The sequence below is a fragment of the Synechococcus sp. CBW1006 genome, from assembly GCF_015840525.1.
Lineage (GTDB): Bacteria > Cyanobacteriota > Cyanobacteriia > PCC-6307 > Cyanobiaceae > CBW1002.
On sequence record NZ_CP060396.1, the window covers coordinates 494480 to 507922 of the forward strand.

The 13443-nt window shown below is 50.9% G+C and carries 12 protein-coding genes; 4 read left to right on the forward strand and 8 right to left on the reverse strand.

All coding sequences use genetic code 11. The features are described from left to right. Positions 1 to 971: 971 nt before the first annotated feature. From H8F26_RS02330 to H8F26_RS02335, 3 genes are all read right to left on the reverse strand, one after another. Positions 972 to 2030 (reverse strand): IS3 family transposase, encoded by a 1059-nt coding sequence (locus H8F26_RS02330; protein ID WP_231605202.1) that lies wholly within the window; start codon positions 2028 to 2030, stop codon positions 972 to 974. Further along, positions 2027 to 2536 (reverse strand): transposase, encoded by a 510-nt coding sequence (locus tag H8F26_RS19130; protein WP_231605203.1) that lies wholly within the window; start codon positions 2534 to 2536, stop codon positions 2027 to 2029. The genes H8F26_RS02330 and H8F26_RS19130 overlap by 4 nt, the downstream gene beginning before the upstream one ends. 99 nt (positions 2537 to 2635) lie before the next feature. Continuing rightward, positions 2636 to 3655, reverse strand: a complete 1020-nt coding sequence (locus H8F26_RS02335; RefSeq protein ID WP_231605417.1) for an IS110 family transposase — start codon at positions 3653 to 3655, stop codon at positions 2636 to 2638. A gap of 47 nt (positions 3656 to 3702) precedes the next feature. On the opposite strand from H8F26_RS02335, the gene H8F26_RS19135 reads away from it, so the two are divergent. Together H8F26_RS19135 and H8F26_RS02340 are read left to right on the forward strand one after the other, a co-directional pair. Continuing rightward, positions 3703 to 3990, forward strand: coding sequence for a transposase (locus H8F26_RS19135; protein ID WP_231597691.1), 288 nt, complete (start codon positions 3703 to 3705; stop codon positions 3988 to 3990). 49 nt (positions 3991 to 4039) lie between these two features. Next, positions 4040 to 4873, forward strand: a complete 834-nt coding sequence (locus tag H8F26_RS02340; protein ID WP_231598221.1) for an IS3 family transposase — start codon at positions 4040 to 4042, stop codon at positions 4871 to 4873. Positions 4874 to 4885: 12 nt separating this feature from the next. Here the strand turns inward: H8F26_RS02340 and H8F26_RS02345 are convergent, their stop codons facing one another. Together H8F26_RS02345 and H8F26_RS02350 are read right to left on the reverse strand one after the other, a co-directional pair. Beyond that, entirely contained in the window at positions 4886 to 5248 is a 363-nt protein-coding gene (locus H8F26_RS02345; RefSeq protein WP_231605418.1) for a transposase, read from the reverse strand. Positions 5249 to 5359: 111 nt separating this feature from the next. Then, on the reverse strand, positions 5360 to 6910 hold the full coding sequence (locus H8F26_RS02350; RefSeq protein ID WP_197157205.1) for an IS5 family transposase: 1551 nt from the start codon (positions 6908 to 6910) through the stop codon (positions 5360 to 5362). Positions 6911 to 7253: 343 nt separating this feature from the next. On the opposite strand from H8F26_RS02350, the gene H8F26_RS02355 reads away from it, so the two are divergent. After that, positions 7254 to 7502: a hypothetical protein gene (locus H8F26_RS02355; protein WP_197157207.1), complete on the forward strand. Its 249-nt coding sequence runs from the start codon at positions 7254 to 7256 to the stop codon at positions 7500 to 7502. 611 nt (positions 7503 to 8113) lie between these two features. On the opposite strand, the gene H8F26_RS02360 is transcribed toward H8F26_RS02355, so the two are convergent. The 3 genes from H8F26_RS02360 to H8F26_RS02370 form a co-directional block, all read right to left on the reverse strand. Next, a complete protein-coding gene (locus tag H8F26_RS02360; protein WP_197157209.1) occupies positions 8114 to 9184 on the reverse strand; it encodes a hypothetical protein in 1071 nt (356 codons plus the stop codon). A 7-nt stretch (positions 9185 to 9191) separates the two neighbouring features. After that, on the reverse strand, positions 9192 to 11675 hold the full coding sequence (locus tag H8F26_RS02365) for an HlyD family secretion protein (RefSeq protein ID WP_197157211.1): 2484 nt from the start codon (positions 11673 to 11675) through the stop codon (positions 9192 to 9194). Positions 11676 to 11821: 146 nt separating this feature from the next. Continuing rightward, a complete protein-coding gene (locus H8F26_RS02370) occupies positions 11822 to 12853 on the reverse strand; it encodes a lipopolysaccharide assembly protein LapB (protein ID WP_197157213.1) in 1032 nt (343 codons plus the stop codon). A 313-nt stretch (positions 12854 to 13166) separates the two neighbouring features. Here H8F26_RS02370 and H8F26_RS02375 point away from each other — a divergent pair, with 313 nt between their 5' ends. Next, positions 13167 to 13370, forward strand: a complete 204-nt coding sequence (locus H8F26_RS02375) for a hypothetical protein (protein ID WP_197157215.1) — start codon at positions 13167 to 13169, stop codon at positions 13368 to 13370. Positions 13371 to 13443: the final 73 nt, after the last annotated feature.

Here is a 13443-nt window from a genome sequence, read left to right on the forward strand (position 1 = left end):
CTGTGGTAGCGGCATGGCACCGATAGCATGAGGCTATGGGGGCTATTTACAGAGAGGCAGCTGCCCAGGAGGTGGATGTAATGGCTGCGGAGCCGACCGAGACCGTAAAGTCGGCTGATGCGGCAGAGGCAATCGCAGTGGCCGTCCGGGGGGCAGCCATTTTCAGCTCATTACGATGGTGTCGACCCGCCGGATCTGAAGCCGCTTGCTGCTCAAGCGATTCTAGGGAGGGTCTGGATAACCGGGCAAATCCCCTAATGCAGAGACCGAGACTCATGTCCCTGGCTTCCAGCCGATTTCTCGACAGGAGGTTGTCCAGACCTTCCCTAGTTACGATAGGTTCCAGTGATCAGAAACGCACGCCGTTTGTTTCGATGTCCCACCAATGCATCGAGATTCCTGAGCACTGGCCCAGAGAGCCACAGACTCCTATGGTGATCACCTCCTTGACGTGGGAAAGCCTCCCCGCTCCGCGAATGGCGGGTTGTGTGATGCTCTAGTACCAGTGCTTCATGGGACTCTGCTAGGTGGCATTGGTGGTTGTGGAATGCATGTGGAAGTGGGTCCACTTGGCTATGCACACAAGACCACCGATGTTCGTCTGAGCACAGTCGTTGTCTCTTATGATGTGGACATCCAGATCCACGGGGACTGACTTCTTGATCTGCCCCATGAAGGCTGGGAATTCTTTGTGGCGGTGCCTCTGTCTGATCCGTGTCATCACCTTTCTGATGTAGGCATGACTGCACCGGCGCCTATCAGCAAAGATGTCCGCTCGGGGTACTGATCTGAGCACCTTCGAAAGCCTACTCCGGATGGAGGATCATGGGCTTCGAGATCGGATGTTGATCGTCATCGCGCGTTGATCAGGAGCGCAGGCTTGAGCGGCCGGCCCCCGGTCGGAGGCTGAGGCCGGCCCGCCTCTTGCGGGCGGTCCAACCACAACCCCCTGGGGCCTGGGTTTCTGATCTTCAAGCAGCGACAGTGTCCTGCGGTCTGGGATGGTTGACCCGCACGACTGTTGGCTGAGCCCAATCGCGAGGTGGCCTGGCCCAGCGGCGTGGATGTTGCGCACGCGCCTGCTCATAGGTCTGCTGACGGACTCTGCAGATCGCGTCAGCTTCTCCGTAGTGACGTTGATTGGGCGTCACATACTTGATGCCGCTGTGACGATGCTCAGCGTTGTACCAGTCAACAAAACCATCGACCCAGGCACGCACTGAGAGAAGATCCCGGAAACGACGCACTGGATAGCTCTGGTGATATTTCATGGTTCGGAACCATGACTCAACGTAGGCGTTGTCATTGCTCACCCGCGGCCGCGAGAATGACAGGGCAATGCCGAGCTCGGCCAGCTTCGCGGCCAAGGTGTAGGAGCGCATGGGTGCTCCGTTATCGGCGTGCAGGATCGTGGTCGACCCTGAGCTGATCCCTTCATCACGGCAGACACGATCAAAGAAGTGCTTGGCCAGTTCGCCGCATTCACGATCGTGCACCTCAACGCCAAGGATGCGCCGGCTCCACACATCCATCACCATATAAAGGTAGTAGAACTGACCCTTCGCAGGCCCCGGCAACAGGGTGATATCCCAGGCCAGCACTTGATGGATGCCCGTTGCCTCCAGCACGGGTGGCTCTCTTGGCTCCCGCGGTGGGCGGCTCCTGCCGCGATGATTTAACAGGCCTTCCTGGCGCATGATGCGGTAAATCGTTGACTCCGATCCCACGTAGACTCCCTCCTCGGCAAGGATCGCCACGATCTGACCAGGCGTGAGATCGGCAAAGCGTGGATCGTTGACAGTGGACAACACCTGTTGGCGCTCCTCCTCGCTGAAACGATGCATGACATGCCTGGACGCTCCCTTGCGTTGATCGCAGCTGAATCCCTGGGTCCGAATCATCAAGCCCCATCGCCTCAGCGTGCGTGTCGCCAGGCCGAAAAGATCAGCAATGGCCTTGGCCGAAACGCCACGACTGATGCCCTCCTCCAGAAGCGCGACGATCGCACCGCGATCGCCAGACGGAATCAAGGATCCTCGTCCGGTTGAAAGATCTGGTTGAACTTTTTTGAGAGCATCAACAACGTCGCCGCTTCTGTCAGTGCTTTTTCTTTCTTCTGCAATTCACGCTCCAGCTGGCGATTCCGCCGGACCAGTTCCTGATTCTTGCGTTGCAGTTCCCGCTGATCAGCCATGCTCGGCGCGCTGGGGCCATTGGCATCCTCGGCGGCCTGGCGCCAACGGGCAACCTGCTTGGGATACAGCCCCCGCTCCCTGCAGAACGACCCGAGCTCGGCTCCGTTCAGTCCTGCGGCCTGGATCACGGCTGCCAGCTTGTCGGCAGCGCTCCACTGCTCCGGCGGCCGGTTCGTGGCAGGCACCAGCTGGCCCTGCTTCTGCCACTGGCTCCGCCAGTTGTAGATGGTCTGCGCCGTGATCCCGGTGTCGCGGGCGATCTCAGCCACGCTCTCACGGTTCGGAGGGCTCATCCGCAGGCGGACGGCTTCCCGCAGAGCGGCGTCATAGGGCGGTTGCATAGTCGTCGGTTGGGCCCCCAGGTGGACGGGTCAAACCGAGCGGACTTCTTCCTAAGAAACACCAACGGCCAACAGGGATCTCGGCTGACTGACCACACCTCAAGCAGAGGCAACAAGTTGAAAACCAAGGGCAATGGCGCGTCGCTGGAGACCACGAATCTGACGATCCCTTGATTCCTCCTGATATGCGGCAGCACCGGGATCCTGATATACCAAACCATCACGGAGCGTCTTGTAGTAAAGAATGGCAAGCTTTCGGGCAGTAGCAATTAATGCTTTACTCTTTCCGGCACGTGCTGCCAGACGACGTTGAAAAGCACCCAGTGCAGTATTCGTTCTTCCCAGCGGTACGGCAGCCATCCAAAAGGCACTACCTGCTCGCGTAGTGCCCTGTCGTGTTCGTGAAGAAAGTACCTTTCCCCCTGAGATCCTGTTCTGAGGACTGAGTCCCAGCCATGACACAAAATGCTGGGCACTGGGCCAGCGCTTCATGTCCAACCCACACTCACTAATGAGCGTGAGAACTGTTGTTGGTCCTAATCCCGGAAGCCTTAGAAGATTGTGGCCTGACAAGGCTTGAATTAGGTGGGTTGGGTTAAATGCAAAGCCATGTCCGCATATCTTCCAATCCCCAGGTTGACTGCCTGGATCTTGATAGTCCGAGCCGGCAAGCTCTGTCATCAATGATTGTGCCGCAAGCTCGCAGGCCCTGATCTTCTCTGAATAGGTGTCAAAGAGCTCAACTGCGATCTTCAAAGAGAACAAGTGATCGTCTTGGTAGTTCCCCTCAAGAGCAGCCGCAATTGTTGCCGCGCTCTCCTTGCAGCGTCTGTCTCGGAGAGAAGCGAGTCTTTCGGGGTCCCTCTCACCTGAAAGTATGGCATCGATGATTCGCCTACCGGTTAGTCCGCTGATATCTCTGACAACATGATGAAGCTGAAGATTCATAAGCATCAGCGCCTTCTGGATGTGTTGCTGATGAGACGAGCGGTATCGAACAAGTTGATCACGCTGCCGCAGATATGAGCGTAGTTCTGTGATTTTTTGGTCTGGACGAAAGCTTGCTCTCACCAGGCCGTAGCTGTGTGAGGTGGTCTGCCTTTTCTGGACAGGCCCCATCGTTAACCTCTGAGGCGGGGTACCGCCCCTGAAAGGGGCTCCCACCGATGAGCAAGCGCCGCACCCACAGCCCCGAGTTCAAGGCCAGGGTCGCCATGGAGGCGATCAGTGGCCGCAAGACGATCCAGGAGATCGCCGCCGACCACGCCATCCACCCGATCCAGGTGAGCCAGTGGAAGCGGCAGCTCCTGGACGGTGCCAGCGAGCTCTTCACCCGAGGCAAGAAGACCAAGGACAAGGAGGAGGGGCAGGCCAAGGAGGCGGAGCTGTTCCAGCAGATCGGACGGCTGCAGATGGAGCTGGAGTGGCTCAAAAAAAAGTCTCAACTGCTCTGATGCCCGTGAACTGCGCAAGCTGGTCGATCACGACCACCCCGAGCTCAGCATCAGCAGGCAGTGTGCGCTGCTGGGGCTGCCTCGATCCACGCTGTACTACCGGCCGACACCGGTCCGTGTATCGACGCTGCGGATCATGGCCAGGATCGATGCTCTCTACCTGGAGGATCCCTGCAGCGGCAGCCGCCGGATGGTGGACTATCTGGCCCAAGATGGTATCCCGATCAGCCGAGATCGAGTGCGAAACCTCATGCGGCGCATGGGATTACGGGCGATCTACCAGAAGCCCCGGACGACGGTTCCAGGTGATCCGTCCGTGCGGTTCCCCTGCCTGGTGGACCTCACGCAGGTCACGTCGGTGGATCAGGTCTGGGCGACCGACATCACCTACATCCCTCTGCAGAAAGGGTTCCTCTATCTGGTGGCGATCATGGATCTCCATTCCAGGCATGTGCTCAGCTGGAGGCTCTCCAACAGCCTTGACACGAAGTTCTGTCTGGAGGCCCTGGAGATGGCCTTGGGAGGCGGCCGTAGGCCAGAGATCTTCCACTCCGATCAAGGCTGTCAGTTCACGTCCGCTGACTTTGTGGCCAGACTCAAAGGGGAGCGGATCCAGATCAGCTGGTCCGGCAGAAAGCGGTGCTACGACAACATCCTTGTTGAACGGCTGTGGAGGACTGTCAAGTACGAGGAGGTCTACCTACGGGCATACAGCGATGGCTGGGACGCTGAAATCAGCCTGGCCCGCTTCCTGTGGCGGTATTGCCATGTAAGACCTCACAGTTCCCTTGGAGGCAAAACTCCCCACGCGGTCTACACTGAGGCCGAACCATGTTCCACCCGTCCTGGGTTAACGATGTCAGGGGCCGGAACTGTCCAATAAAAGGCACCCACCTCAGTGGAGCTGCTGAAGCCATTGTGCATCGTTGATATCCGTCTTGCGGCCCGGAACATTCTTGGCGTGCCTGGCATTAACAAGAAAGACGTCAATGCCTTTGCCAGAGAGAATCTCGTAAAGCGGAACCCAGTAGATTCCAGTGGACTCCATGGCAATGGTGCTAATTCCAACTGCCAGCAGCCATTCGGCGAGTGCGATTAGATCCTTTGTGAAGCTTGAAAACTTGCGGACGGGATTCGGATCAAGCTCGACAGGAACAGCAACATCGTGGAATCTACTGCCGACATCAATTCCAGCGGAACGAGGGTTAATGACTTTCAGACGAGCTCGGCGCTTGCCTGCTGAAATTGGTTCTCCCATGGCTTAAGGAGGGACTCCTGAAAAAGATTCTCGGCCCATCGGCGCCGGATTCGTCCGTTTGCTTCGCGTTAATCAGGCTGGCAAGCGCGGTGACATCAAGTCGGCCAGATCTCAAAAGCATGGCTTGCAGATGCCCTCAGGCGCTCTGATCGCTGACCAGGCCATAAAAAAGCTGTAGATCCACCCAAAAAGAAGGACAAAAAAGAGGCGCAGCAGCCTCAAGACCTTTTCCGCGCACATCACGACAAAGGCCATCGAGATGGAGGATTCGGCACCAGCTGGTAGACGAGCCATGATCAGATCCAGGGAATACTTGCGCTTTCCAGAGCCAAAGACGCCTTCCACTTCATTGCGTCGAGCTTGATCAGATCGGAGCTGGTGCTTGTGTGCAGTGGTGACATCAGGATCCTTGGGCGGGCGACCCAATCGCTTGCCGGAGAGGCGAATACCGTTCCTCGTGCAGAAATGCCTATTCTTGGCCGTGATATAAATCCGGTCGGCGCAGATGCGCTCTGGGTAAGATCCTGTATCCAGCTTGTATTTTTCCGCCTGAGCGATCAGGTCTTCTCCTTCGTTGTAGGGGTTCCAGCTTATGCGGTGCAGGAACGGAAAGCCGTTTTGAACCGAAACACTGACTTTGGCTCCAAACTCCACCGCAGCACGTGCTTTGCCTCGCACCATTGGGCGGATATGGGTCTGCACAAGATTCACTAGGCGGTCTGGAATGCTGTTGGTCTGAGAGGCGAGCAGAAGGCCCTGTTGCCGCTCCAACTCGCTGCAGGCCAACAACTTCTGCCACCAATGCCTCTTAAGCTCGGAAAGCCTTGCCCCGCAGCCGATCAGAGCATCAATGGCCTTGAGATTCTGCCGCACATAGCCAAGCTGATGTTTAGTGGCAGCCTTCACTTTGCGGCGACGTGGTCGTTTTTGCTTCGCCACTCTGAGGAAATGAGCACGAGCAAGGCCACGGTCGTAGCGAGGTCGATGTCTCCTGAATCCCGATGACTGACTGCACAGATCATCAATGACTCGCTCGGTCGTTGTGCGAGCCTCGTTGAGGAGCTTGAGGTCTCTGGGATAGGTGATGTCGGCTGGAGTGCAACTGGCATCAATCGTGAGAGTGCCCCAATTCTTTCCTTCTGGCCAGTCAGCAGGCTTGATCAACGCATCAAGTTCTAGCTGAGCGCCTCCTCCACTGGAATCACGATCATCATGGTCGTCATCGTCTGCTGCCTGAGCAAGTGCTTCCAGAAGGATCTCTTTGCCGCGCTGCACCACCAGCTCGTTGATACGGCGCAGATCCTCGTCAGAAAAACGCTTGCGAAAGTGCACCATCATCGAGGCATCAAACGGTGCCTTAGCTGTGTAGCCCGCAAAGCCGAGAAAGAACTGAATATAGGCGTTCTCTCTGATCTGATGGACTGTCTCTTCGTCGGTGAGCCCTAACTTCTGTTTGATGTAGAGAGCACCAAAGGCCATTCTCACTGATTTGGCTGGAGCGCCAATTGTGGCGCTGAATTGAGGGGCATAGGTTTCTTCCAGCTCATCCCATGGGATCAGCCCCTCCAGTTGAACCCAGCGATTCTCGGGATCAAGTGTGCCGCCAAATGGCAGGTGGAACTCCTTGATTGAGATCTGACCGTTATTGTGCCTCCGGTACATATTGAGCGATCAGGAGTAAAGGCAATCACGGATTGCCTGATTCACGGCTACTTTAGCGGTTTCTCATGCTTGAGACCAGCTGCGGCGCAATGGATCTGGATTTTTCAGGAGACCCTAAGGACTCACTAGGTGATCGGGAGGGCATCAGGCAGGATTCGCGCACTAAAATCAGCAAATTCCTAATCGGGATCGGCCGACTAACTCATTGGTCAGTCGAGCCGTCGCCAGGGCAGGGAGCGCAATTCGAATCCCAGGCCACGTTTGCTTTCGGGGTCAGGCCTCCAAAGATGTCATCGGCCATGGCCCGATGTCCTCATGACCAGAGTGGCAAGGGCGCTCTGGCTTGGCCGTGGGTGTTTCGGGCGCGAGGGCGTACGCGCGTACTGGTTCGTTTGCTGACACTGGGGGACGCGTAGTCGTCCTCCAGCTCATCCCAGGGAATGAGCTCAGCAAGCTTGATCCAGCGATTGTCACCAGAGAGTTTGCCGCCAAACGGCAAGAAGAAATCCTCAAACGAGAGCTGATGACGATGCTCGCGCCGATACATGTGGAAAACTCTGGACTGCTTTTCGGCGATATCGAGCCGAATTGAGCACATTCTACAGTTGAAATCTGCTCGGATCCACTGCGGCGCAGCCGCTTTGCCCTTTCTCAGGAGGCCCCAACTGACGCTTGAGCTCCCTTGCACGCAGGAGCAGTGGTCGGTCCAAGGCTGGCGACAAGGCAGGACTCACTGTGATCCCAGCCGACATGGTCAACGCCACCGGTTCAAACACGACTGCATTGGGAGTGAATGCGTTCGCGGGTGTCAAGCAAGCTGCGAGCAGTCGGGCGATCTGCAAGAGGTGTGGACGCTTGTGCCGCAGATCCACAGCGCGCTGCGGTGACCGTGTTGATACGCCGGTTCGGCTGGGCCGTCAAAACTGGATGCGGACCTGCCACCTGTAGGAGCAGCCAAGGCTTATCCAAGTGCCAACAGCGAGTACGACGGTGGACGGCCCTGATCGAGGTTCCTCTGGAGCAGCCGCAGGTGCCCCACTGTCTCGGACGGACTTTAACGTAACCATGCATGTGGCGTGAGGTCGAAGTAGGTGGGTAGCACTACAACCCTTAGCGACCTCACATTTGATTGGCGACTAGTCAACCTCCTGAGAGAGAACCCTTAGTCCGTTGTGGAGTGATGTCCCTAGACCCCTGAAATACCTATTCATTGGTAGACAGCCTTGTGGAAAGGGGCGTAAACCTTAGGGCTCTACATAGTTTATCGCAGCGATCAATCAGCTGGGAATTGTGCATTATCTGTTTCCAGTAATCAGGTACTATTTCGCCTGGATTTGAATGGTAAGATAAGTTTGCCGATGGATCACCACCTAAGGTGATATCAAGCCACCAAGAAGTTTTATCTTGTATCGGTGAGATGGTAGTCCCTGATACTATAGAAGTCATTTTACTTAGTCGTGTGCTCATGGACATCCTTCGCTTGAAAAGCGAGGTTACAAAAGTACTAGGACTAGAGCGAGTAAGTGGTGGCTCATAGCTTGCATATTCTGAACCGATGAACTGATTAATCCGTTCAAATGAATAACGACCAGTTGCTTCAGGGTGACGCATTACGTGCACAGAGCTAGCCGTACGATGCTTGTCCTTTGATACAAGCAGTGATTCATTGATTGAGCACCACATTATGAGTGGATCCAGCGCTATGTCGGAATGAAACTCCTTAGCAATTGACCACCAAATCAGAAGTGAGTCTAAGCCGTGAATCGTGGTCAGTATTGAAGAAGCATAAAAATAAGGATCTCTAAAAAGATATATATAGCGCGCACCTGGATAATGAGATTCTAGCTGCGGAATCTCATCAGGAAATAATGCTAAGCTGAACGAAGGATCATACAGATTGCAGCTGCTGTTGGCCAAGAGCCTTTGATATACCTGTCCAAAAGTATCTCTTGAATACATCATGCTGAGATCATGATGTGCTGCTTCAAGCTGATAGGTTTCAAAGCCACCATAGATAATTCCAGACAAGGCACGAATTAAGCCATCATCAATGCTGTAAAGATCGAGAATAGAATTAACTTGTTTGAGGTGCTTAGAATCGCTTCTTATAGGAAGGTGAGTATGTGGAAGACCAATCTGCCCCAACTGACTCATTCTGTTGCTGAATGATATTGCGCCACCTCTAGGAGCACTGATAACAAAGTTTAATCGGTAAAAGTCGATGGGGTTTGGCGACGTACTTGCATGCGGTAATGCACGATGAATGGTAGTCATTACTTGGCTAGGGAAGGAGAGACCAAAGATCAACGTTGATAAACCTAGTAATGGGGGATATGAGATTTAAAAGAATACAGGTATAGCCAACATCAATTTTGGCATAACCTTTTGATCCAATAAAATTTGTAGGCAGACTATCATCTAATTGTATCTGAAGTTCAACGTATTGTAGGCCATCAAGCTCAACTGTTGATGGACTAATAGATGAAACTGTACCTTTAAATTCCTGATCCGAAACAGAATACAGTCTCAGGACACAAGGCAACTTAGTACGAACTCGTGCCCGATCATATTCAGGAATCAAGGCATTTGTCTGAGTTAGCGGCTGGGCTTTCACGGTTAATATTGTCTCTCCTGGTGTTACAGTTCTGTTCAACAATGCTCTAGTATTTGAACTGATAACTCCGTCAAAAGGCATTACAAGCGTGAGCTTACTGATACGAGCCTCTAGAGCTTCTAATGCAATTTTGCCAACTTTCAAGCTACTTTCGGCTGAACTCAATTCATCTAGAGCTTTGGATAGTTGCTCTTCTGAGTTTACATCTTGATCGATTTTCTGTTTTCTCTGCGCGATTGTTACATCTGCCAAAGCAGATGTTAACTCACTTTTGGCACCCTCTAATTCGCCTGTAAGCGCTTCTTGAGAAGATAATAGGTTTTGAAGTTGAAATTCGCTGATTGCTCCAGACTTTGTTAAACCTCTCAATTTGGTTATTTGATCATTCTGAATCTTAATCTGATTTTGTAGGGATGTAATCTTTGACTTTACTTTCTGAACCATTGCATATGCGCTTTGGAGTTCTTCATCGCGATTCTCTCCTTCAAGTTTAATACTTCCCGTGCGTATAGATTGAATAAGTGTCCTTTGAGTTCGAATATCTGAATCCAATTTTGAAATGAGTTGCATCTGCTGGCTAAGCTGAGAACTTAATGTTGGTGAGTACATTTCAAGTATCTTTGTTCCCTTTTTAAAGATAATCGATGATGGTCCAGCTTGAAAGATTTGTTTAACGACTGCCGTTTCCGTAGAACGTATGTCAAGAGATTCACCTTCGGTTACATTTGCAGAACCTGTTACGGATGCCCTGAATGGAAACAAGAATATGATAATTAGGATAAAGGCTAGGAAAAATTTGCTGCTAAAAAAACTTGTAATACCGAAGTGCAAAGAATGTAGAAATGAATTTGCCGCACCAAGGGATTGATTTGGCAATGGTTCATCAGGTGTACCTAATGTATATGATTGTGGCGTAGCACGTATAGACAACTCATCAGTTTTTTTTGAAGTACGACTTGCTATAAGTTTAGTGAAAAATGTTAAGTATAAAAAGCGGATAAGTAAAACAGTTAGTGCAATCCGGACTATTAATGCAGTCCAATGACCGGCAAACTGTGGAACCTCAGCAGATATGTTTGGTATAAGAATATTGTATAGTATAAGCATTTTGATGGTAAATGCTATCAATAAAGCAATTAGGAAAAGCAAGCTATTGATATCAGACTTTGATAAGGATATTTGACTGAATTGCCCCTTAAAAAGATGAGAGAATGTTGTAAAAGTACGCTTTACTGAAATCTTGAGATAGTTCTTAGGCATGACCCCAAAGAACTCAAGCAGTCTTCTGCCTGGAGTATTCCGTACTGGTATCAGCAAAATAATCATACTGGCCAATGCGCCTTGTATGATTGCAACTAGGATATTGAGGCGAGAATAAGGTGAGGTGTCAGGTATTGGGGTATAAATATATAAATACAGGATTGAAAAAACAACAAGATATAAGCGTACTAGCAGTGGTTGGGCGACTAATATCAATTCTTCAAGCTTAGTTGCTCGTTGCTTGATTTCCTTGCTATTTTGTTCTTTGGCTAATCTGGGCAAAAAGCCCCATTTTAGTCTAAGATATAACTTTTGATCATCTATATTTAGGGAATATGACAGAAGAATAGATATCATGACACTGATCAAGTTAATCACAATTAACATGATCAAGAGGCGCGACAAACCTGTCAGTGGATCAGACCTTTGTGACAATAATACGGCTAGTGGCTTTACCCCAAAGTAAAAACTGTATATAGTACCTACAAACAGTATTACTGTCAAAGGGAAAAGCCAAGCTTGCAGGCTGATTAAGGCTCTCGGAGGTCTTAGCAGTCCACGGGAGGTAATCCAATTAAAACTGAAAAGTAATATTTTACGATCTTCCTTTGATGTTGTTACCTTAGTGCGATCCGTTCTTGAGCCATTAGCTTGATATAAGGAACTTGTAGATCCATTCGAAGACAATGAGTCTGTCTTTGAGTTTGTCGGATAAAGATGAGGATCAACTGGAAGCAATATTCCTTTTTCACATAACCAAGAAATGTATTCATCTCGCTTAATCTCAGAGCGAGATGTATCAAAAAAGTTCTTGCAATTAGAAAAAAGAAAGTCGACCGAACCACCACTTGAATCAGCATTGAGAATGGCATCCCATTCAGATGCGGACAACTTAAACGAAGTGGTTCGGTCACCAAAATATAAACGATATTGCCCTTCTACCAGGGGAGAAGTTCGTACTGATGGATTGATACAGTAAAAACAACTATCACCTACTATCATGATAATGAATGAAAGATTAGGGAGTACAAAGGACTTTAGAATTCATCGTCATTATTATCGAATATAGTACTTTGATTCACTCCACTTTGAGATGATCCATATCCAGTTGTTTTCAACTTTTCCAGTTTTCCTGCCAAATCGTGAATCAGCTGCTCACAGCGGCTCTGCTGATCCTCTTTGGTAAGGCTTGAGGGATCTACAATTGGAGCATCGGTCGAGTCTCCATCTGGTCCAATGGACTTTGAAGCAGACATCAAGCTGGACAATGCAAATTCATAATCTTTGTCTTGATATTGAATCTTACCCCAACAATAGTTAAAGCGAGGACTGTTGCTGCTTTGCACTCGGGTAAGTTCATCCTTGGCAGCACTGTATTCACCAAGATCTATGTAGCATTCAGCCGCATCAATTGATAGGCGCTCTTTGAGTTTAGAAGGACATTCATCATTGTCTGCTGAACGAAGCACCGCCAAACCACGCACTTTATTACCCTGTGCGATGAGAATTTCACCAAGGAGGATTTGTGAATAATGATTCTTCGGATCAAGTCTCAAGCAGTTATTAAGATTGCGTTCGCATTCATCAAGCTGTCCTAGCTGAAGTTGAGCAATAGCAAGCATCCTGCGTAGCTTTGTGTCGTTAGGATTTTGAAGAACTGCTTCTCGTAAAGTTTTGGCTGCGTTATCAGCATCTCCGAGCTGTTGCAAGAATGATGCTAGTGCAGTTACATCCGACTTCTTGGTCGGCTTCTGTAGAAGAGCCCTGCTCGCGTACTCTTGTGCTAAAACTTTATTACCTTCTTGAAGCCTCAGCTTACCAATACGAGAAAGCAATCTGATGTCTTCAGGTGTTAATGAAAGTGCTTTTTCAAGGTGAGCCATTGCAACTGCGGCATCACTTTCTGATCGAGCAATTGCAGCCATGGCTACGTGATATGGAGTGTAGAGTTCCCCATCAGGAACTCCGGCCAAGATCCGCCTTGCTTCAGGAAAATTCTTCTCATTAACGATCAGAGAGCGCACCTGCTTAAAGGTAGATTTCAAGTGACCCGGAAGCACCGAAGCCATTGTTAAGCATTTCTAAACACGTGCATTTTAGCACCGTGAACGAGCGGCAGTCAACTCCGGATGCCTGGCGTTGATCTAAGATATAATTACAATCTGAAAATCTGAGTTTTTAGAATGCTCAACAGGGAGATTTTATCCGCTTTAAGGTTGCATGAATTCCTTTTCCAGTGAATTCTGAGCTGCTTTAGAACTTAAAGAGGGACTCCTGAAAAATCCAGATCCATTGCGCCCCAGCTGGTCTCAGGCATGAGAAGCCGCTAAAGTGGCCGTGAACCAGGCAATCAGTGATTGCCTTTACTCCTGATCGCTCCAGATGTACCGGAGGCACAATAACGGTCAGATCTCAATCAAGGAGTTCCACCTGCCATTTGGCGGCACACTTGATCCCGAGAATCGCTGGGTTCAACTGGAGGGGCTGATGCCATGGGATGAGCTGGAACAAGCCTATGCCCCTCAATTCAGCGCCACAATTGGCGGCGCCTATCAGCAAAGATGTCCGCTCAGGGTACTGATCTGAGTACCTCAGAAAGCCTACTCCGGATGGAGGATCATGGGCTTCGAGATCGGATGTTGATCGTCATCGCGCGTTG

Excerpts from the sequence above, each read along its gene's own strand:
- H8F26_RS19130 (WP_231605203.1), bottom strand. The coding sequence starts at position 2,536 with ATGCAACCGCCCTATGACGCCGCTCTGCGGGAAGCCGTCCGCCTGCGG.
- H8F26_RS19135 (WP_231597691.1), top strand. The coding sequence starts at position 3,703 with ATGAGCAAGCGCCGCACCCACAGCCCCGAGTTCAAGGCCAGGGTCGCC.
- H8F26_RS02360 (WP_197157209.1), bottom strand. The coding sequence starts at position 9,184 with ATGACTACCATTCATCGTGCATTACCGCATGCAAGTACGTCGCCAAAC.
- H8F26_RS02345 (WP_231605418.1), bottom strand. The coding sequence starts at position 5,248 with ATGGGAGAACCAATTTCAGCAGGCAAGCGCCGAGCTCGTCTGAAAGTC.
- H8F26_RS02335 (WP_231605417.1), bottom strand. The coding sequence starts at position 3,655 with ATGGGGCCTGTCCAGAAAAGGCAGACCACCTCACACAGCTACGGCCTG.
- H8F26_RS02350 (WP_197157205.1), bottom strand. The coding sequence starts at position 6,910 with ATGTACCGGAGGCACAATAACGGTCAGATCTCAATCAAGGAGTTCCAC.
- H8F26_RS02375 (WP_197157215.1), top strand. The coding sequence starts at position 13,167 with ATGTACCGGAGGCACAATAACGGTCAGATCTCAATCAAGGAGTTCCAC.
- H8F26_RS02370 (WP_197157213.1), bottom strand. The coding sequence starts at position 12,853 with ATGGCTTCGGTGCTTCCGGGTCACTTGAAATCTACCTTTAAGCAGGTG.